This window comes from Streptococcus sp. HMSC066F01, from assembly GCF_001837335.1.
GTDB classification, from domain to species: Bacteria; Bacillota; Bacilli; order Lactobacillales; family Streptococcaceae; genus Streptococcus; species Streptococcus oralis_S.
This window is the reverse complement of the sequence record NZ_KV832119.1, coordinates 93,016-114,404: the sequence shown is the minus strand read 5'-3', so window position 1 is coordinate 114,404 and position 21,389 is coordinate 93,016. Positions and strand designations below refer to the sequence as shown.

Here is a 21,389-nt window from a genome sequence, read left to right as displayed (position 1 = left end):
TCCCCTTAGCGTTTTGACAATTTTTCTTCGATGGTTGCAATCATTTCTTCACGAACTTCTTTGACTGGAATCTCAACAATTACGGAGCCAAGGAAACCACGAACAACCAAGCGTTCTGCAGTTGCCTTATCCAAGCCACGACTCATGAGATAGTACATATCTTCTGGATCTACTTGTCCGATAGAAGCCGCGTGACCTGCAGTTACGTCATTTTCATCAATCAAAAGAATTGGGTTGGCATCTGAACGAGCCTGATCTGAAAGCATAAGAACACGACTCTCTTGTTGCGCATCTGCTCCCTTAGCCCCCTTGATGATGTGGCCGATACCGTTGAAGGTCAAGGTTGCTTTTTCAAGGATAACCCCATGTTGGAGGATATTTCCGATTGAGTTGCAACCGTAGTTAGTCACTCGAGTGTCAATCCCTTGCACCTGACGACCACTTGAAAGAGCTACGACTTTAAGGTCAGCATGGCTACCATTTCCAATCAAATCGCTATCAAAATCAGCAACAACATTTCCTTCGTTCATGACACCGATTGCCCAGTCAATGCTTGCATCGTTGCCTAGTTTACCACGGCGGCTAATGTAGGCAGTGACATTTTCACCTAAACGGTCAATAGCAGCAAACTTCACTTGCGCACCAGAACGAGCAATCACTTCGACCGTGATATTAGCAGTTGCCTTGGCACTACCTTCACCACGTGACTCTAAACGCTCCAGATAACTAATCTTAGAATATTTACCAGCGATAATCATAATATGCTTGTTAAATGGCACATCGCTATCACTGTCTTGGTAGAAAATACCTTCGATTGGCTCTGTAATCTCAACATTATCTGGAATATAGAGAACAGCACCACTGTTAAAGTAAGCTGTATGGTAGGCTGCCAACTTGTCATCGTCATACTTAACAGATGACATGAAGAATTCCTCGATAAGTTCGGGAATTTCTTCTAAAGCTGAGTGAAAGTCTGTAAAGACTACTCCTTGTTCAGCCAATTCAACTGGAATTTGTTCAAAAACAGTCTGCGTTCCTACTTGCACCAACTTCAAGTGATTATCTAAAGCAGTGAAGTCAGGAACATTTGCTGAAGGTTCACTTTCTGTGATCGTTCCATCTCCCAGATTCCAACGGTGAAATTTGACACGCTCAATGACTGGTAATTCCAAACTCTCAATCTTATCAAAAGCTTTTTGACGGAGGTCAGCCAACCAGCTTGGTTCAGCGTGCATTTCTGAAAAAAGTTTAATATTCTCTTTAGTCATTTACTTCTCCTAAAAGATACGAGGGAATTACAATTCTTCCTTGTAGTCGTAGCCAAGTTCTTCAGCTAGTTTTGCGTATCCTTCACGTTCCAAACGGGCAGCCAATTCTGGACCACCAGAAAGGACAACACGCCCTTCCATCATCACGTGGACAACGTCTGGTGTGATGTAGTTCAAGAGACGTTGGTAGTGAGTGATAATCATAGCACCAAAGCCTTCACCACGCATGGCATTGACACCTTTAGACACAACTTTAAGGGCGTCAATATCAAGACCTGAGTCAATCTCATCCAAAAGGGCAAATGTTGGTTCCAACATCAAGAGTTGAAGAATTTCATTACGTTTTTTCTCACCACCAGAGAAACCTTCGTTGAGGTAACGCTCAGCCATTTCTTCTTTCATGTTGAGCAATTCCATTTTCTCGTCTAGTTTAGTGATAAACTCACGAACCGAAATCTTCTCGTCATCTTCTTTACCAGCATTCATGGCTGCACGAAGAAATTCAGCGTTAGTAATTCCTGGAATTTCAGACGGGTATTGCATAGCAAGGAAAAGTCCCATACGCGCACGCTCGTCTACTTCCAATTCAAGGATATTTACACCATCAAACAAGACTTCACCTTTGGTAACTTCATAGTTAGGGTTCCCCATGATAGCTGCAGAAAGAGTCGATTTACCAGTACCATTTGGTCCCATGATAGCAGCGATTTCTCCTGTTTTCAGAGTCAGATTGACCCCTTTCAAAATTTCTTTTCCTTCAATTTCAACGTGAAGATCTTTGATCTCTAATACTGACATGATAGTTCCTTTCTTTTTCTGGCCTACTTCCTTTACCCTTAAAGAAATCACTTACATTTCTAAAAAAATACAAGAAAAGGTCCATAAATATACTCTACTAGTATAACAAAAAAAAGCCTAAAAGGCTTTGATTTTGTTTAGAAGCTAGTGACTAATCCTTGCGGTTTAGGTGCTGATCAATGGCATCTACTATTTTCCCCATTACATAACTTAACCTAAAATTTCGAAAAAGTAGAATGGCCCAAAAGGCTGCCATAAAATAGCGACCCGTCATCCAAGCTTCATTGAAAAAATAAGTCTCAGCAGCAGTAAATAGTGCTATCACGATAAATTGTTGTCTAGTCATAGGATTATTGTACCATGAAATCCACTTTTAGTCTTCTTCGACCATGACTTTATCAGCCAAAAATTCGAATCCTTCTGGAATTAGACTTTCTTCTTCTACCTCTTGATCTGCTTGAGAAGACTTGTTTTTAGCTGAAAATGCTGCACGAACCTCTTTCCATTCCTCAAGGGAAATTGCCAGGATTTCAGGTGAAAATCCAGCCGCTTGGCTAAGAATATTGCCAAACATGGTATTGAGGTTATCCCGTTTCATAGTTTGTCCAGCATTGAAATTAGATTCAAAAGCTAAAATAGCATGGTGTTCGTTGGCCGCAACTGGTTGAGAACCAACAAGCAGAGCCTTATCAGGACCTGCTAAGCTTTCAATCACTTCTCCCCATGCATTCTGGAGGCGAATCAAGTTTTGCCGTGCCAAATCAGGATTTTCAACAGCTTCTTGTAGGATAGCCTGAACTTTATTACGGTCTACTCGATAGACTGTCTTGGAAGTGGCTGGACGGCTAGGGACTGGCACTACTTGTTTAGGAGCTGCTCCAACATTGGCAAGTTCTTGTTTGAGACGAGCGACTTCCTGTCTCAGTGTAGAAATTTCACTTTCTACAGCTCCTGAAAGAGCAGATTCAGGCTTAATCTCAGCTAAACGAATGGTCATCATTTCAGCATAAATCTTAGGTTGCAGGCTAGCTTTCATATCCGCCAAACTCACAGTCGCTATTCGAATCATTTCAAAGAGACTTTCCTGAGAAAGAGCTAGATTGTCCATAAAAACTGGACTATGATGAGTATTTTCGCCACCTGTCTGAACAACTAGTAAATCACGCAAGTACTGTAAAAGATCCGTCACAAAACGAGTCATGCTCTTGCCATTTTCAAACAAAAGATTCAAAGAATCAAGCGCTTTTGAAACATCCTGCTGAGATAAGGCAGCTACATAGTCATCAAGCGCTGATAGACTAATGGTGCCTGTAATCTCCTCAGAGATAGCTGTGGTTAAAGCATTCCCTTGCGTCAAACTCAAAGCTTGGTCCAGAATAGACAAGGCATCCCGCATTCCACCTTCAGCTCGTCTAGCAATGATTTCCACAGCCTCTGGTTCAGAACTGATATTTTCTTTTTCTAAAATATGATGAATATGTGCTGTGATATCTTGCGTTCGAATCGACTTAAACTCAAAACGTTGGACACGCGATAAAATAGTTGCTGGAATCTTGTGCAATTCGGTGGTCGCCAAGATAAAGATAACGTTTTGAGTTGGTTCTTCTAGTGTCTTCAAAAGCGCATTAAAAGCTCCAGTAGACAACATATGAACCTCGTCTATGATATAGACCTTATAACGTGCCAAACTAGGAGCGTAAGTAGATTTATCACGAATTTCACGGATTTCATCAACTCCGTTATTCGAAGCTGCATCCATTTCGATAACATCTTCTAAGCTACCTTCTGTCACAGCCTGACAGATATAGCAGTTATTACATGGTTCTCCGTCCACTTGGTTCGGACAGTTCATAGCCTTGGCAAAAATCTTGGCCACACTGGTCTTCCCAGTCCCACGAGGACCTGAGAAAAGATAGGCATGACTAATCTTTTCCTGCTCGACCGCTTGTTTTAGGGTTTTAGCCACAACCTCTTGTCCGACCAATTGTGAAAAAGTTTGACTTCTATATTTTCGATAAAGTGCTTGATACATTAGGCTTTCTCCTCAAACATCGTAAAGTCCCATTCTGTCTTCTCAAGCAAAATAGCGACAAATTGTTCCAAGTAATCACGGTCAACGGCATTGTAATCATCAATAACTGAAGAATCCAGGTCTAAGACACCCAGCAATTGACCATTCTTGAGCATGGGAACCACGATTTCACTCTTGGCCATACTATCACAAGAAATGTAGTTTGGATAGGTGCTCACATCGCCAACCAAAACAGTCTCTTGAAACTCAGCAGCTTCTCCACACACGCCTTTCCCAAGCGGAATGCGAATACAAGAAACACCACCCTGAAAAGGCCCTAAAACCAACTCGCTACCATCAAACAGATAAAAACCTGCAAATACAGTATTCGTAAAGCGAGATTTTAGGAGGGCACTAGCATTCGAAAGATTGGCAAGAACATTGCTCTCACCTTCAAGTAAATAAGAGAGTTCCTCATTTAACAATTGATATTGTGATTGTTTTTCTGAATCTAACATAGAACTATTATATCAAAAATGGGAAAGAGACAAAAGAAAAATCCCTTGTTTTAAACAAAGGATTTTGTGATTATCAATTTGATTAAAGTTCGATATCACCGAACAAGTCAGCCATTGAGAATCCTGTTTGTGTTTCTGGAAGTTCGAAATCACGTTTTTCTTGACGTTTTGGACGACGTGGACGAGCAGCACGTTTTTCTTCTTTTTGTCCTTCTTCTTGAGCTGGACGTTCTTCAAGAGCTTTGATAGAAAGTGATACACGTTCTGCGTCAGCGTTAACATCAAGGACTTTAACAGTAACTTCTTGACCAACAGTAAGAGCTTCTTTTGGATTTTCGATACGTTTGTGTGAAATTTGTGATACGTGAACAAGTCCATCGATACCTGGCAATACTTCAACAAATGCACCAAAGTCAGTCAAACGTTTAACTGTTCCTTCTACTACATCACCTTTAGCCAATTTTTGCTCAACACCATCCCATGGTCCAGGTGTTGTTGCTTTAAGTGAAAGTGATACGCGTCCTTCTTCTTCGTTAAGATCAAGGATCTTCACTTCGATTTCTTCACCAACAGTTACAACTGATTTAGGTGATACGTTACGTTCGTGTGACAATTCAGTCAAGTGAACCAATCCGTCAACGCCACCAAGGTCGATGAAAGCACCAAAACTAGTGATACGAGCAACTTTACCAGTTACGACATCACCAACAGCCAATTTACCGAATACTTCAGCACGAGCTGCTGCAGTAGCTGCTTCAACAACTTCACGACGTGAAAGGATGAAGCGATTTTCTTTAGGATCAACTTCTTTGATTTTAGCATCAAATTCTTGACCTACGAAACGCTCAGTGTTACGTACGAAACGAGTATCCAACATTGAAGCTGGGATGAATCCACGAACACCTTCAAATTCTACTGAAAGTCCACCTTTAACGGCACGAGTTCCTTTAACAGTAACAACTTCTTCTTCGCGTCCTACAAGTTTGTCCCATGCTTTGCGAGCTTCAAGGCGTTTTTTAGATACAAGGTATGTAACTGTATCAGTATCTTTACCAACTACTTGACGAAGTACAAGAACATCCAATACTTCTCCTACTTTAACAAAGTCATTGATATCTGCATCGCGATCGTTTGTCAATTCGCGAAGAGTCAAGACACCTTCAACACCAGTCCCAGAGATTGCAACGTTAGCTTGAGTCGCATCAACTGTCAATACTTCAGCACTAACAACATCACCAGGCTCAACTTGGCTAACGCTATTTAGCAAATCTTCAAATTCGTTCATCTAAAAAATCCTCCAACAATCAAGTTTTTTCAAAAACTTGACATACTTATAATTTTTTTCCTAAGCACCCGCAAAGACATGTTCACATCGTTCACGTCTTTCAATTATAAAAATAAAATACCCTAAGATATTTTTCTTTTTATCTTGAATTTATTACCTAAGAACTGGGGTAGCTGGATTCGAACCAACGCATGAGGGAGTCAAAGTCCCTTGCCTTACCGCTTGGCTATACCCCATTGATGAATGGAGAGAGAGGGATTCGAACCCCCGAACCCGAAGGAGCGGATTTACAGTCCGCCGCGTTTAGCCTCTTCGCTATCTCTCCAATGTTTAACGAGAACTATTATATCATGAAATTTTCAATAAAACAAGTATTATTTTGTCAAATTATAGTTTTCAATCAAAATTTCCACAGCTTTTTCAAGTTTTTTATAAAAACTATCGACATTTCCATTCTTTATGATGGCAAATTGGCTATCTAATTCGGCAATTTCTCCAATAACCTTTTTCCCGATCGTCAAAACGTATCCTTCATAGCTGTCTTTTCCAACAGTCACTTTTGCATCGGTTAATTGGATTTCAATTTTCTTATCTTTTTTACTCATACTGTACCTCTTTTCACTTTTTCTATTGTACAAGAAAATGCTCAAACTAGCAAGAAAAAACTCCATTTCAGTCCTTACAACTGCTATGGAGTTTCTCTTTGCTTCGTGTCTTTTAGTCCACTTTGACAATCCATCCTTCAGGCGCTTCTACATCACCAAATTGGATACCAGTCAATTCATCATAAAGTTTACGTGTCACAGGACCTACTTCTGTTTCACTATAGAAAACATGGAAATTATCGCCATGTTGGATGCCTCCAATTGGAGAAATAACTGCTGCTGTTCCACAAGCACCTGCCTCTACAAAACGCTCCAAATTATCGATTGGAACATCGCCTTCAATCGGTGTCAATCCCAAGCGGTGTTCTGCCAAGTAAAGCAAAGAATACTTGGTAATAGATGGCAAGATAGATGGACTCAATGGTGTTACAAATTCATCGTCTGCCGTGATTCCAAAGAAGTTTGCTGATCCGACTTCTTCAATCTTTGTATGTGTAGATGGATCTAGGTAGATAACATCTGAAAATTGGCGTGACTTGGCCATTTTACCTGGGAGGAGACTAGCAGCATAGTTACCTCCAACCTTAGCCGCACCTGTACCATTTGGAGCTGCCCGGTCGTATTCATCCTGAATCAAGAAGTTAGTTGGGACTAAACCACCTTTAAAATAGTTACCAACCGGCATAGCAAAGATGGTGAAAATATACTCTTCTGCTGGTTTAACCCCAATAATATCCCCAACACCAATCAATAGCGGACGAAGATAAAGGGTTCCACCTGTTCCATATGGTGGGACGTATTCTTCATTTGCACGCACAACTGCTTTACAAGCTTCTACAAACATTTCTGTCGGAACTTGTGGCATCAAAAGACGGTCACAAGTACGTTGCAAACGCTTAGCATTTTCGTCAGGACGGAACAATTGAACACTGCCGTCCTTGGTACGATAGGCTTTCAATCCCTCAAATGCTTGCTGTCCATAGTGGAGACTTGGAGAAGACTCTGAAATATGCAAGGTTGCATCCTCTGTCAATTCTCCTTGATCCCATTGACCATTTTTGTAGTGAGCGATATAACGGTAAGGTAGTTTCATATAAGCAAAACCAAGATTTTCCCAATCAATTGCAACTGTCATGTGTTTCTCCTTTATACTATTCAAACTATGTGTTCTATTCTACACTTTTCTAGTAAAATTTCAAGTATTATTTGTAATTTTCTGAAAATTTTTTCAACGTAAAGAAATCAGCCCTCTGGACTGATTCTTTTTACGAATTTGTTTTGTCCTCTTTAAAGACTTCTTTGAGGAAAGCATCGAAAACTTCTTCATCTGAAATCGTGTCTGAAATAAAGCTTCCATTGCTAGTACGTTCTGACAAGTTGAGGTTCTGCAATCGACTCTCATAGATTGTTCCCTTGTTAGATTGGACAAGTAACGTTTGGTCGTTTTCTTCTACTTCTGTACTAAAAAGATCACCAACGAAACCTTGCTCTGCAACTGCTCCAGCCAAGAAGACTCGGTGCGGTTTGTTTTTCAACTCACGCAAGACTTGTAGGCCTCGTTTAGCACGGCTGGTCACTGGAATTTCCTCACAAGAGACACGTTTCAAGCTTCCACGTTGAGTCAAGAGGTAGAAGGATGAAGTGTTACAGATAAAGGCAGCCTGAAGTGCATCATCTGCTTTCAGATTCATAGCCTTGACACCCGCAGCCTTGGCACCAACAACTGGAACCTCTTCGATATTGAAACGAAGGGCATAACCGTTTTGGCTAATCAAGAGTACATCATCTAGTTTAATCGGAGCCACTGCTACAATCTGGTCTGTCTCGTCTTTGAGCTTAGCGTATTTGACTGATTTAGACTTGTAGGTCCGCCATGGAGAGAACTCTTTGCGTTCTACACGCTTGATTTGACCAAGGCGAGTCGCTGCAAAATAAGTTGTCGCATCATCAAACTGATCTACTACTTCTGCATAGAGTATTTCTTCGTTCGTTTCAAAGTTTGTAATGGTCTGGCTCAGATGCTCTCCGATATCCTTCCAACGAATATCTGCCAATTCGTGGATTGGTCGATAAATGACATTCCCAAGAGTTGTAAACATCAAGAGGTGCTGGGTTGTCTTGGCAGTTTGTACAAAGATCAAACGATCATCATCACGCTTGCCAATTTCTTCCAGAGTGGATGCCGCAAAGGAACGTGGGCTAGTACGCTTGATATAGCCTGCCTTAGTCACGCTGACATAGGTATCTTCTTCTGCGATGAGGCTAGCTGTATCAATCTCGATTGCTTTCGCAGTGTCTTCTAAAGTACTCAAACGTGGTGTCGCAAATTTCTTCTTGACCTCACGAAGTTCTTTCTTCATGAGATTATACATGGTACGTTCATCACCGATGATAGCCGCAAGCATGGCAATCTTTTCACGAAGTTCTGCTTCTTCTTCCTGCAAGACAACCACGTCTGTATTGGTCAAACGGTAAAGTTGTAAGGTCACGATGGCTTCAGCCTGCTCCTCAGTAAACTCATAGCTGACCTTGAGGTTTTCCTTAGCGTCAGCCTTGTTCTCAGAAGCTCGGATAAGGGCAATGACTTCATCCAAAATCGAAATCACGCGAATCAAACCTTCAACGATATGCAGACGCTTCTCAGCCTTTTCCTTGTCAAAGCGGGAACGCGCCAGAATCACTTCACGACGGTGGGCGATATAGCTAGACAAAATTGGGACAGTCCCAACCTGACGAGGAGTGAAATTATCAATCGCTACCATGTTAAAGTTGTAATTGATTTGTAAGTCGGTGTATTTGAAAAGATAGTTGAGAACAAGCTCGGTATTAGCGTCTTTCTTGAGTTCGATAGCAATGCGAAGACCGTCACGGTCAGACTCATCACGAACCTCAGCAATCCCCGCTACTTTGTTATTGACACGAACATCATCGATTTTCTTTACGAGATTGGCTTTATTGATTTCATAAGGAATCTCAGTGATAACGATTTGCTCCTTACCGCCTTTTAGCTTTTCAATCTCCGTCTTAGAACGAACAACCACGCGCCCTTTCCCAGTTTCATAAGCCTTCTTTATTTCGTCACGCCCTTGGATGATAGCTCCTGTAGGGAAGTCTGGCCCAGGCAAGAATTCCATGAGTTTGTCCACCTTGGCTGTTGGGTGGTCAATCATGTAAACCGTCGCATCAATAACCTCAGCTAAATTATGGGGAGGAATGTCTGTAGCATAACCAGCCGAAATTCCAGTCGAACCATTGACCAAGAGGTTTGGAAATGCTGCTGGTAAGACAGTAGGTTCTTTCTCGGTATCGTCAAAGTTCCAAGCAAAGGGAACTGTCTTCTTTTCGATATCTTGAAGAAGATAACCAGCAATCTCAGACAAACGAGCCTCGGTATAACGCATAGCCGCAGGCGGATCCCCGTCCATAGAACCGTTATTACCGTGCATTTCAACTAGAATCTCACGGTTTTTCCAGTCCTGTGACATACGAACCATGGCATCATAGATAGAAGAATCACCGTGTGGGTGGAAATTCCCCATGATGTTCCCGACAGACTTGGCTGACTTACGGTAGCTCTTGTCAAAGGTATTGCCATCTTTATTCATCGAATAAAGAATACGACGCTGAACCGGCTTCAATCCATCCCGAATGTCTGGCAAAGCTCGGTCTTGAATGATGTACTTGGAGTAGCGACCAAAGCGCTCTCCCATGATGTCCTCCAGGGACATGTTTTGAATGTTACTCATATAGGATACAAAGCCCGTAAAATGCAAAGTGAAAATAGGAAATTATTGCGGTGAGCGATGTTCACAAGAGAATTTATCTTTTTCACACAGCATTTAGGGCGTGTTCAACTCCTTTCAAAGAATATAGAGTAGGTTTTTATAGAATTAGGGATAATTTACAGAAATTAGTCCCGTGTTCAGTTACTATATATAACTAAACTATCTTTTCTGTAGTTTAATCTTTTAAATTATATACTTTATTTAGTTAGTGATTTGAAAGTCTCTCCTCAGCATACTGAATCATCTTCTCAGCTACTTCCATATCATAGTCAAATCCCATTTTTTGAGCAAGGGACTGAGCTTCTTGATGGAAAAGTTCCATGGTAGAAAATAAAGACTGAGTTAGTTTTTCTATATTTGAAAAATCCAGTAGATTTGAGAATTCTTTCTCCTTCTCTGCAGGTAAATACTGAAAAAGATACTTGTAGTTCTTGCCGATATCGACTGTTCCATTATCACTTGCAACCTGCCAAGCTAAGACCTTCAAGAGTTCTTGCTGACAAATCCCATATAGATGGTCAGTAGCATAGATGGCTTGCTTGCGACAAATCCCCTTGACCACGTAGGCTGACACCCACCAAAATTCATTGCAGGCTTTTTCGAAATCTGTCTGACTAGCTGGATTTGTCCAGTAACGTTGAGGACTTGTAGTATAGGACTCAAACAAGCCTTTCTCATCTTTCAAAACTGTATAATCAGCTTCACTATCCACCCACTCTTGGATGTGGTCTTTGGGGCAGAGGGTCAAATCAATCCGTTTGCCATCTTCAAAGAGCATGAGATAGAGGCGACGGTGACCAAGCAAGACATGCTGCTCGATAATACGTTTGCCAAACTGGTCCAACCAAGAAAAATTTCTCGTCAGATTATCTAAATCGTCCACAACATAAACAACATCGTAGTCCTGAAACTCATCTTTTGGAGCTTTTGTATCCGTTCGTGAACCAGATAGAGCGACAGCCTCAACTTGTAAAGATTTAGCAATCTGTGAAATCGCATCAAGCATTTCTGTTTCAGTTCTCATCTTTCACTCCTTCAACACTTAGAGCTATATGAAATAGTTTTTTATTATAAATTATAAACAATCGGTCATCTCCGACATTAGCTAAGCGATTAATCTCTATCCCCTACCAAAAAGTATTCTTGTCTTACTGATTTCGTTTGGTGTAATGGAGATAGAGAGGAGGAAGATAGGAAACTAGAATCATCAAAATCATTACCATGAATGTCAATAGATGGATCTGAACTAAATTTACCACATACCATCCCAGAATACCTACAGATAGGGGGCCCAAAACATAGGATAGGAAAATCAAAAGAGCCTTCCACCGTTTCTCCGGATAGACATAACACAATCGAATAAGTGTGTAGATTAAGGCTCCTGCTATCAAAGGAAAACCAAATAAAATCATGACAAAGGATGCCACTAAAGAACCGGATTCTGAGGAATCCATATTGAATAAAAGCATCAAAATCATAAAAAAGGTAAATACAATCGGTGCATATAAACCTTGGAAACTTTTTTTCGACTATTGATGTAGAATGCAAGAATAGCTGAGGGTAAAGAAACTAAGAAAATTAAACCCAAGTAACTTCCAAAAATCGAATGTCCTGAACTATTCATTATTCACACTCCTTAAAACACAGTCGCTTCTTCCAGCGTAAACTTGACATTATCTTCAATCCACTTGCGGCGTGATTCAACCTTGTCTCCCATGAGGACATTGACACGGCGTTCAGCGCGGGCTAGGTCTTCGATTGTGACATGGATAAGAGTGCGGGTTTCTGGATTCATCGTTGTTTCCCAGAGTTGATACGCATTCATCTCACCAAGACCCTTGTAGCGTTGGAGGGCAACTTCCACTTAAAAACCATTGTCTTCTCCTTCAAAGTATAGGGCTGGCGTCAAGGTTTCCTCATCTTCATTATTGAAAGTAGTTAACTTGGAAATAGATTAGCAAACTTTATCTGTATAATTTTTGATACCTGTGATATAATTCAAAATCCAACAATCCTGTCACAGTTTCTATAAAACGAAATCTTACTTTGCTTATTAGCTGAAATAACCCAAAGTTTAGTTAAAATTAAAGATTAACCTTTTTGTCATTTTACTGATCCTTTTTAAATTCGAAGCTTTGACCATTAGTAGCAGAAAGTCCGTCTGAATTAAATATTTCAAGATGAATTGTATCTTTATCTTTCTTTTCGACCTGATATCGAATTCCATTATCATCAACTAAGTTTACAACCGAATCTTTACGATCCTTTACTTCTAGATTCTCAGCTATTTTGCTTTCACCACTTAAAATAGTCCACTTCCCACTTTCTTCTTTAAATTCATACTTAGAATTTGTTTGATTACTAGTCCATGTACCTTTTAGCCATGCCTCCTTCGAGGCACAAGCAGATAAAATAACAGCCATAAAAGCAACTAATAGAACAGCATATATTTTTTTCATCATAACTCCTTTGTAATTCTAAAATTTATTAAAATACTGTCGCTTCTTCCAGCGTAAACTTGACATTGTCTTCAATCCACTTACGGCGTGGTTCGACCTTGTCTCCCATGAGGACATTGACGCGGCGTTCAGCGCGTGCTAGATCTTCGATTGTAACACGGATGAGAGTACGGGTATCGGGGTTCATGGTTGTTTCCCAGAGCTGGTCCGCATTCATCTCACCAAGACCTTTGTAGCGTTGAAGGGTAGCGCCTTTACCGAACTGCTTGCGGAGTTCTTCTAGCTCTCCGTCTGTCCAAGCGTAAGCTACTTCTTCTTTCTTGCCTTTGCCTTTGGACATCTTGTAAAGAGGCGGAAGGGCAATATAGACATGGCCTGCCTCAACTAGGGGACGCATGTAACGATAGAAAAATGTCAAGAGCAAGGTTTGGATATGAGCACCGTCAGTATCCGCATCGGTCATGATAATGATTTTGTCATAGTTGGCATCTTCAATGGAGAAGTCTGCTCCCACACCCGCACCAATGGTATAAATCATGGTATTGATTTCTTCATTTTTGAGGATATCCGCCATCTTGGCCTTGGCTGTATTGATGACCTTACCTCGAAGGGGCAAGATAGCCTGGAACTTACGGTCACGGCCTTGTTTGGCAGAACCACCGGCAGAGTCCCCTTCGACTAGGTAGAGCTCGTTCTTTGCTGGATTTTTAGATTGAGCTGGAGTCAATTTTCCAGACAACAAGCCCTTGTCTTTCTTGTTTTTCTTACCATTTCGGCTCTCATCACGCGCTTTGCGGGCCGCCTCGCGCGCATCACGGGCCTTGATAGCCTTACGAATGAGATTGGAAGCTAGTTCTCCATTTTCCATAAGGAAGAAAGTCAACTTATCAGATACTATGCCATCCACAACCGGACGAGCCAGAGGACTTCCAAGTTTGTCCTTTGTCTGACCCTCAAACTGGAGGTGTTCTTCCGGAACCAGAATAGATAGAACGGCTGCTAAACCTTCACGGTAATCTGAACCTTCAAGGTTTTTATCTTTTTCCTTGAGGAGTCCTGTCTTACGCGCGTAGTCATTCATAACCTTAGTAATGGCTGACTTGAGTCCTGTCTCATGTGTTCCACCATCTTTAGTACGAACGTTATTGACAAAGGATAGAATGTTATCTGAAAATCCATCATTGTACTGGAGGGCAACTTCCACTTGGAAACCATTGTCTTCGCCTTCAAAGTATAGGACTGGCGTCAAGGTTTCCTTGTCTTCATTGAGGTAAGAAACAAAGTCCTGAACCCCGTTCTCATAATGGAATTCGATTGCTTCATCTGTTCGCTTGTCTGTCAGAGACAAGGTGACATTTTTTAAGAGAAAGGCTGACTCATTGAGTCGTTCTGAAATGGTATTGTACTTGAAGTCAGTCGTAGAGAAAATCGTCGCGTCAGGCATGAAAGTGACTTTAGTACCTGTCTTAGACTTGGGTGCTGTACCAATTTTCTTCAAGGTTGTGACGGGTTTTCCACCATTTTCAAAACGTTGTTTATAAACCGTTCCGTCACGGGTGATTTCAACTTCCAGCCAACTTGATAGGGCATTAACAACGGAAGAACCCACCCCGTGTAGACCACCAGATGTCTTATAGCCACCTTGTCCGAATTTCCCCCCAGCATGAAGAATAGTAAAGATAACTTCAACAGTTGGAATTCCCATGGCGTGCATCCCAGTCGGCATCCCTCGACCATGGTCTTGAACCGTTAGACTGCCGTCTTTATTAATCGTCACATCGATGCGATCACCAAATCCAGACAAGGCTTCATCTACTGCATTGTCCACAATTTCCCAGACTAGGTGATGGAGACCCGCACCGTCAGTCGATCCGATATACATCCCTGGACGTTTACGGACCGCATCCAACCCTTCTAGCACCTGAATGGCGTCATCATTGTAGTTATTAATATTGATTTCCTTTTTTGACACAAGGAACCTCCTATTTGTTCATCTTTTCTATTTTACAGGTTTTCTAGCGATTTTGCAAAGCTTTTCCCTTTCAGCTGTCACAATTTCACAGGATATTCTCTGACTTTCTATACCATTTCATGGTATAATAGGTCTATGATGACATTTGTATTATTAATTTTAGCTTATCTGCTAGGTTCGATTCCGTCTGGTCTTTGGATTGGACAAATCTTCTTTCAAACAAATCTGCGTGAACATGGTTCTGGAAACACCGGAACAACCAATACTTTCCGAATTTTAGGTAAGAAGGCAGGTATGGCAACCTTTGTAATTGACTTCTTTAAAGGAACCTTGGCCACTCTCCTTCCTATTCTTTTCCACCTTCAAGGTGTATCACCCCTTGTATTTGGACTTTTGGCTGTGATTGGACATACCTTTCCTATCTTTGCAGGGTTTAAAGGGGGCAAGGCTGTCGCAACTAGCGCTGGAGTTGTTTTCGGATTTGCGCCTGCCTTCTGTCTCTATCTAGCAATCGTATTCTTTGGAAGCCTCTATCTAGGTAGTATGATTTCACTGTCTAGCGTTACCGCTTCTATCGCAGCCGTTATCGGAGTCCTCCTATTTCCACTATTTGGATTTATCCTGAGTAGCTATGACCCTCTCTTCATTGTGATTATCCTAGCACTTGCTAGCTTGATTATCATTCGTCACAAGGATAATATCACACGTATCAAAAATAAAACTGAAAATCTTGTCCCTTGGGGGTTGAACCTAACCCATCAAAATCCAAAAAAATAAAACGCCAGTTTGAAACTGACGTTTTTTTGTATGCTTATTTTGACTTGATGTAGTTGATACCGTCTGCCTTAGGTGCAACTGCTTTTCCAAAGAAGGCTGCCAAGACAAGGATAGTCAAGACATAAGGCGCGATTTGAAGGTAAACCGCTGGCACTCCTTGTAGGAAAGGTAATTGAGAACCGATAACTGCCAAACTTTGTGAAAGTCCAAAGAAAAGACTAGAAAGCATAGCACCAATTGGGTTCCATTTACCAAAGATCATCGCAGCAAGGGCGATAAATCCAGGACCGACAATAGTTGTCACTGAGAAGTTAACTGAAATGGATTGAGCATAAATCGCTCCCCCAATTCCACCAAGGAAACCTGAAATAACAACCCCAAGATATCGCATCTTGTAGACATTGATCCCCAAGGTATCCGCTGCTTGAGGGTGTTCACCAACAGAGCGAAGACGAAGACCAAAACGTGTCTTAAAGAGAATAAACCAAGCAAGGAAAGAGAAGGCAATCGCGATATAACCTAGTAGACTGGTTGACTTGAAGAAGATATCTCCAATCACAGGGATATCAGCCAAAACTGGGAAATCAAAACGTCCAAAAGTCTGGCTTAAGTTATCCGTTTGTCCTTTGTTATAAAGAACTTTAACCAAGAAAACTGCTAGGGCAGGAGCCATCAAGTTCAATACTGTACCACTGACAACATGGTCCGCACGGAAATGAACTGTAGCGACTGCATGGATGAGAGAGAAAATAGCTCCCACAATACCAGCAACTAACAAGGAAATCCAAGGAGTCGCTGTTCCAAGTTGTTCTGCAAACTCAAGGTTAAAGACAACCCCAGAAAAGGCTCCCATAACCATAATTCCTTCAAGACCGACGTTAACGACACCACCACGTTCAGAGAAGACTCCTCCGATACTCGTAAAAATAAGTGGTGCTGAGTAAATCAGCATAGAAGAGACCAAGAGGGTGAGTAATGTTGTAATAGACATCCTTACTTACCTCCTTTAACTTGTTTTTTAGGTTTGACAAAGCGTTCGATAATATAGTGAACGCTGACAAAGAAGATAATAGACGCTGTTACAATGCTGACAAGCTCAGATGGAACTTGCGCAGCGTTCATACCCGGTGCTCCTACTTGCAAAACTCCAAATAAGAAGGCCGCAAAGAGAATTCCAATTGGTGAATTTCCAGCAAGCAAACTAACTGCCATCCCGTTAAATCCGATAGCTAATGATGATCCCTGAACGTAAACGTTTTGGAAAGTTCCAAGACCTTCGACCGCTCCACCAAGACCAGCCAAAGCACCAGAGATAATCATTGATAGAATGATTGTACGTTTTGCTGAAATACCAGCGTACTCTGAGGCATGGGGATTGAGACCAACTGCACGAATTTCAAAACCGAGAGTCGTTTTCTTTAGCAAGAACCAAATCACAGCTACAGCAATGATTGCAAAGAAGATTCCGATATTCATACGGGAATTTCCAGTCAACTCTGATAACCATGGTGTCTGGTATGTAGCGTTGGCACTAACACGAATCGTTGAATCTGTACTTTGCATAATATCTTTAGGAAAGGCATGAATAAAGGCATTTCCCACATACAATACAATGTAGTTCATCATGATGGTCACGATAACCTCTGATGTACCGAGATAGGCTCTGAGGATACCTGGAATCGCACCAACAATTCCACCTGCGATCAAAGCAATGATCACTGTCAATGGAATCAAAACGAGACGAGGCATATCTGGATTTGACAAGGCAAACCAACCACTGAGAATCCAGCCTGCAAGTGCTTGACCAGGAAGTCCGACGTTAAAGAAGCCTGCTCGACTGGCAACTGCGAAACCAAGACCTATCAAGACAAGAGGACCCATGGCACGGAAAATTTCACCTACTCCACGAAGACTACCAAAGGCTGTGTAGAATAATTCCTCATAACCCCAAATAGCATCGTAGCCGAAAATCCACATGACAATAGCTCCAAGCAGGATTCCTAAGAATACGGAAATCAAGGGAACCGAAATTTGTTGTAATTTTTTAGACATCACTCTTCTCCTTTCCCAAGTTTCCACCTGCCATCAAGACACCAAGTTCTTGTTTGTTAGTTGTTTCTGGCGATACAATACCTTGAATCTTACCATCATGAATAACAGCAATTCGGTCTGAGACATTTAAAATCTCATCCAATTCAAAGCTGACAACAAGGACAGCCTTCCCGTTATCACGTTCTTCAATCAAACGTTTGTGGATATATTCAATGGCACCGACATCCAAACCACGAGTTGGCTGGCTGACGATAAGGAGATCAGGATCACGATCAATCTCACGAGCAATAATCGCTTTTTGTTGATTTCCTCCTGAAAGAGCTGCTGCTGGAACAAATTCGCTTGCCGCACGGACGTCAAATTCTTCCATCAATTTCTTAGCATGTGAAGTGATATTGGCATAGTTCAAGATACCATTCTTGCTGAGTGGTTCTTTGTAGTAGGTTTGAAGAGCGATATTTTCTGAAATCATCATCTCCAAAATCAAGCCATCACGGTGACGGTCCTCAGGAACATGTCCCACGCTTAGTTCTGTAATTTGTCGAGGATGCATCCCCACGATTGATTTGCTTTTTAATTCAACGCTACCTGACTCAACCATACGAAGGCCTGTAATGGCTTGAATGAGTTCAGATTGACCATTGCCATCAATACCTGCAATACCAACAATTTCACCAGCACGAACATCCAAGGAGAGATTTTTTACTGCTGGTACACCGCGGTTTTCATTGACAACCAAGTCTTTGATAGACAAGACCACTTCTTTGGGTTGTGGTGCCTGTTTTTCCGTTTTAAAGGAGACTGAGCGTCCAACCATCATCTCTGCCAAGTCTGCATTGGTTGCCCCTGCAATCTCAACCGTCTGGATTGATTTTCCACGACGGATAACTGTCACTCGATTCGATACTGCACGAATCTCATCTAACTTGTGGGTAATCAAAATGATGGACTTCCCTTCTTTGACAAGGTTTTTCATGATTGCCATCAACTCATCGATCTCTGAAGGAGTTAATACGGCTGTAGGTTCGTCAAAGATAAGGATATCAGCACCACGATAGAGTGTTTTCAAGATTTCTACACGTTGTTGGGCACCAACGGAAATATCCGCCACCTTAGCAGCAGGATCTACTGCCAAACCATAACGTTCAGAAAGAGCCTTGATTTCTTTAGTAGCACCAGCTATATCTAGAACACCATTTTTAGTGATTTCACTCCCTAAAATGATATTCTCAGCTACTGTAAAAGCTTCAACCAACATGAAATGTTGGTGAACCATCCCAATTCCAAGACCAGCGGCTTTAGATGGTGAGTCTAGTTTTACAACCTGACCATTCACCACAATTTCACCACTTGTTGGTTCAAGAAGTCCTGCCAGCATATTCATCAGAGTGGATTTACCCGCTCCATTTTCTCCTAAAAGTGCATGGATTTCACCTTTTCGCAGTTGCAAGTTGATTTTGTCGTTTGCTACAAATTCACCAAACACCTTGGTAATATCCCGCATCTCAATGACATTTTCGTGTGCCATATGCTCTTCCTTTCAGAGGTTTATTTTATTTCAATAAAACCTGCTAATCACATTAACAAGCTCTATTGAGACAAAAATTGCCTCAATTCTTAAAGAAGCGACCAATGGCCGCTTCCTAAGAAATGACTTTTATCCATTATTTTTCAGGAACTTTTACGCTTCCGTCAAGGATTTTAGCTTTTGCATCTTCAACAGCTTTTTTACCTTCTTCTGAAAGGTTTGTTACTGCTAGCTCAACCCCTTTATCTTTCAATGAGTAAACAATCACTTGTCCACCAGGGAATTCACCTTTTTCTGTTTTGTTGGCAATATCTTTTACAGTTGTACCAACTTGTTTCAATGTAGATACAAGAACGAAGTTAGATTCTTTACCATCTTTAGAAGTGTATTTACCTTCTGCTGCTTGGTCACGGTCTACACCGATAACCCAAACTTTTTCGTCTTCATTTTTGTTTTCGTTCAATGATTTTGCTTCCGCAAAGACACCAGCACCAGTACCACCAGCTGCTTGGTAGACAACGTCTGCACCGGCAGCGTATTGAGCTGCTGCAATTGTTTTACCTTTGGCAGCATCACCAAATGAACCAGCGTAGTCAACTTGGACTTTGATAGATGGGTCTACTGACTCAACACCAGCTTTGAATCCAGCTGCAAAACGTGAAATAACTTCAGATTCGATACCACCTACAAAACCAACTTGCTTTGTTTTCGTAGTTTTCGCTGCTGCAACACCAGCAAGGTAAGCTGCTTCGTTATCCGCAAATCTTACGCTCGCAACATTATTTTGACCTTCAATCACATCATCAATCAAGACATAGTTTAGGTCAGAGTGGTCTTTTGCTGCTTCCTCAACTGCATTGTGAAGGGCAAAACCAACACCGAAGATCAGGTTGTAACTTCCAGCCGCTTGTTGCAAGTTGTTAGCATAGTCTGCTTCGCTTGTTGATTGGAAGTAAGTGTAACCTTTATCTTTAGAAAGATTGTGTTCTTTACCCCAGTCTTGCAAACCTTCCCAAGCTGATTGGTTAAATGATTTATCATCAACACCACCAGTATCTGTTACGATTGCTGCTTTGGTCTTCATTTCTGATGAAGATGAAGCTGCGTTACGAGAAGAGCGGTTACCACATGCAGCAAGTCCAACTGCTGCTACTGCAACTAGACCAAGGCCTAGCCATTGTTTCTTGTTCATTACTGAACCTCCTAAATAAGATGTGCAACGATGTTGCAAGTATGAATTGTTTGGTCACACAGACCACAGCCACTGCAAGAGTGACCCAGACTAGTTTAAGTCTGTAAATGAGTATGGAAGTAACTCCCCGACCGTCATCTCGACCGTCGATTTATCTTTAGCGACTAAAGTCACTTTTAGATCTTGTTCAAAAAATTCAACCATGACCTGGCGGCAAGCACCACATGGCGAGATGGGTTTTTCAGTTTGTCCGTAGACAATCAATTCTGAAAACTCCCGTTGCCCCTCCGAAACTGCTTTGAAAATAGCAGTACGTTCTCCACAATTAGTCAAGGGATAGCTAGCATTCTCGATGTTCACACCCGTATAAATACTACCATCCTTGGCTACTAAAACAGCACCGATGGGAAAGTGAGAATAGGGGACATAGGCTTGTTTGCTGGTTTCAATTGCTAGTTCAATCAACTCAGTAGTCGCCATCTGCTAATTCTCCTTTTAAGATTGTTACACCAGCAGATGTTCCGATACGGGTAGCACCTGCTTCCACAAAAGCTACAGCATCAGCATACGAACGGGCTCCACCAGCTGCCTTAACTCCCATATCTGGCCCGACTGTTTTACGCATCAACTGAACATCCTCAATAGTGGCACCACCAGTTGAGAATCCAGTAGATGTCTTGACAAAGTCAGCACCTGCTTTCTGGGATAATTGGCAGGCCACAACCTTTTCATCGTCTGTCAACAAGCAAGCTTCAATAATGACCTTAACCAACCTGTCACCACTTGCTTCTACGACAGCATGGATGTCCGATTCAACTAAATCCAGATTGCCTGATTTGAGGGCACCAACATTGATAACCATATCAATCTCATCTGCGCCGTTTTGGACAGCTTCTTTTGTTTCAAAAGCTTTCACAGTAGAAGTTGTTGCTCCCAAAGGAAAACCTACTACTGTACAAACCTTTACATCTGAGCCTTCAAGCCCTGTTTTCGCATGTTTAACCCATGTAGGATTAACACAAACGCTGGCAAAGTCATACTCACGCGCTTCAGATAGCAAACGATCAATTTGTTCTTGACTTGCATCTTGCTTTAAAAGCGTATGATCGATATATTTATTTAACTTCATATTCGGATTC

The 21,389-nt window shown here is 41.6% G+C and carries 19 protein-coding genes, 2 tRNA genes and 1 pseudogene; 1 reads left to right on the top strand and 21 read right to left on the bottom strand.

Going from position 1 to position 21,389, the window contains the following annotated elements; all coding sequences use genetic code 11:
- Nucleotides 1-5 precede the first annotated feature (5 nt).
- From sufD to parE, 15 genes and pseudogenes are all read right to left on the bottom strand, one after another.
- On the bottom strand, nt 6-1,268 hold the full coding sequence (gene sufD / locus HMPREF2655_RS07785; protein ID WP_007522149.1) for a Fe-S cluster assembly protein SufD: 1,263 nt from the start codon (nt 1,266-1,268) through the stop codon (nt 6-8).
- 27 nt (nt 1,269-1,295) lie between these two features.
- Entirely contained in the window at nt 1,296-2,066 is a 771-nt protein-coding gene (gene sufC / locus HMPREF2655_RS07780) for a Fe-S cluster assembly ATPase SufC (RefSeq protein ID WP_000114489.1), read from the bottom strand.
- Between the two features lie 151 nt (nt 2,067-2,217).
- Nucleotides 2,218-2,412 (bottom strand): DUF3272 family protein, encoded by a 195-nt coding sequence (locus tag HMPREF2655_RS07775; RefSeq protein ID WP_000198269.1) that lies wholly within the window; start codon nt 2,410-2,412, stop codon nt 2,218-2,220.
- 27 nt (nt 2,413-2,439) lie between these two features.
- On the bottom strand, nt 2,440-4,098 hold the full coding sequence (gene dnaX / locus HMPREF2655_RS07770) for a DNA polymerase III subunit gamma/tau (protein WP_007522150.1): 1,659 nt from the start codon (nt 4,096-4,098) through the stop codon (nt 2,440-2,442).
- Nucleotides 4,098-4,595 carry a GAF domain-containing protein gene (locus tag HMPREF2655_RS07765; RefSeq protein ID WP_070838446.1) on the bottom strand — a complete coding sequence of 166 codons (498 nt, stop codon included), beginning with the start codon at nt 4,593-4,595 and terminating at the stop codon, nt 4,098-4,100. Before HMPREF2655_RS07765 ends, dnaX begins: the two co-directional genes overlap by 1 nt.
- A gap of 82 nt (nt 4,596-4,677) precedes the next feature.
- Nucleotides 4,678-5,880 (bottom strand): 30S ribosomal protein S1, encoded by a 1,203-nt coding sequence (rpsA, locus tag HMPREF2655_RS07760; protein ID WP_001001617.1) that lies wholly within the window; start codon nt 5,878-5,880, stop codon nt 4,678-4,680.
- A 164-nt stretch (nt 5,881-6,044) separates the two neighbouring features.
- A tRNA-Gln gene (locus HMPREF2655_RS07755) sits at nt 6,045-6,116 on the bottom strand.
- 8 nt (nt 6,117-6,124) lie between these two features.
- Nucleotides 6,125-6,205 (bottom strand) — tRNA-Tyr (locus HMPREF2655_RS07750).
- Between the two features lie 49 nt (nt 6,206-6,254).
- Nucleotides 6,255-6,485, bottom strand: coding sequence for a DUF2969 domain-containing protein (locus HMPREF2655_RS07745; protein ID WP_000037107.1), 231 nt, complete (start codon nt 6,483-6,485; stop codon nt 6,255-6,257).
- A 112-nt stretch (nt 6,486-6,597) separates the two neighbouring features.
- Nucleotides 6,598-7,635, bottom strand: a complete 1,038-nt coding sequence (locus tag HMPREF2655_RS07740; protein WP_306806807.1) for a branched-chain amino acid aminotransferase — start codon at nt 7,633-7,635, stop codon at nt 6,598-6,600.
- Nucleotides 7,636-7,750: 115 nt separating this feature from the next.
- Entirely contained in the window at nt 7,751-10,231 is a 2,481-nt protein-coding gene (gene parC, locus HMPREF2655_RS07735) for a DNA topoisomerase IV subunit A (protein WP_083321248.1), read from the bottom strand.
- Between the two features lie 244 nt (nt 10,232-10,475).
- A complete protein-coding gene (locus HMPREF2655_RS07730) occupies nt 10,476-11,294 on the bottom strand; it encodes an aminoglycoside 6-adenylyltransferase (protein ID WP_070838439.1) in 819 nt (272 codons plus the stop codon).
- A gap of 612 nt (nt 11,295-11,906) precedes the next feature.
- Nucleotides 11,907-12,122 (bottom strand): annotated as a pseudogene (locus tag HMPREF2655_RS10565) (hypothetical protein); the annotation flags it as partial.
- Nucleotides 12,123-12,378: 256 nt separating this feature from the next.
- Nucleotides 12,379-12,729, bottom strand: coding sequence for a lipoprotein (locus HMPREF2655_RS07720; protein WP_049550355.1), 351 nt, complete (start codon nt 12,727-12,729; stop codon nt 12,379-12,381).
- 28 nt (nt 12,730-12,757) lie between these two features.
- Entirely contained in the window at nt 12,758-14,701 is a 1,944-nt protein-coding gene (gene parE, locus HMPREF2655_RS07715) for a DNA topoisomerase IV subunit B (protein ID WP_070838435.1), read from the bottom strand.
- 135 nt (nt 14,702-14,836) lie between these two features.
- Between parE and plsY the strand changes: the two genes are divergently transcribed.
- The gene (plsY, locus tag HMPREF2655_RS07710; protein WP_070838433.1) at nt 14,837-15,478 is read left to right on the top strand and encodes a glycerol-3-phosphate 1-O-acyltransferase PlsY; all 642 of its coding nucleotides are present in this window, start codon (nt 14,837-14,839) and stop codon (nt 15,476-15,478) included.
- Between the two features lie 34 nt (nt 15,479-15,512).
- Here plsY and HMPREF2655_RS07705 read toward each other — a convergent pair whose 3' ends face one another.
- The 6 genes from HMPREF2655_RS07705 to deoC form a co-directional block, all read right to left on the bottom strand.
- Nucleotides 15,513-16,469 carry an ABC transporter permease gene (locus HMPREF2655_RS07705; RefSeq protein ID WP_000029140.1) on the bottom strand — a complete coding sequence of 319 codons (957 nt, stop codon included), beginning with the start codon at nt 16,467-16,469 and terminating at the stop codon, nt 15,513-15,515.
- A gap of 2 nt (nt 16,470-16,471) precedes the next feature.
- Entirely contained in the window at nt 16,472-17,530 is a 1,059-nt protein-coding gene (locus tag HMPREF2655_RS07700) for an ABC transporter permease (RefSeq protein ID WP_000038688.1), read from the bottom strand.
- Nucleotides 17,523-19,058: an ABC transporter ATP-binding protein gene (locus HMPREF2655_RS07695; protein ID WP_070838431.1), complete on the bottom strand. Its 1,536-nt coding sequence runs from the start codon at nt 19,056-19,058 to the stop codon at nt 17,523-17,525. Before HMPREF2655_RS07695 ends, HMPREF2655_RS07700 begins: the two co-directional genes overlap by 8 nt.
- Nucleotides 19,059-19,194: 136 nt before the next feature.
- Nucleotides 19,195-20,250 (bottom strand): BMP family lipoprotein, encoded by a 1,056-nt coding sequence (locus tag HMPREF2655_RS07690; RefSeq protein WP_001036151.1) that lies wholly within the window; start codon nt 20,248-20,250, stop codon nt 19,195-19,197.
- 90 nt (nt 20,251-20,340) lie between these two features.
- Nucleotides 20,341-20,730: a cytidine deaminase gene (locus tag HMPREF2655_RS07685; protein WP_000246111.1), complete on the bottom strand. Its 390-nt coding sequence runs from the start codon at nt 20,728-20,730 to the stop codon at nt 20,341-20,343.
- The gene (gene deoC / locus HMPREF2655_RS07680; protein ID WP_070838429.1) at nt 20,717-21,379 is read right to left on the bottom strand and encodes a deoxyribose-phosphate aldolase; all 663 of its coding nucleotides are present in this window, start codon (nt 21,377-21,379) and stop codon (nt 20,717-20,719) included. The genes HMPREF2655_RS07685 and deoC overlap by 14 nt, the downstream gene beginning before the upstream one ends.
- Nucleotides 21,380-21,389 lie beyond the last annotated feature (10 nt).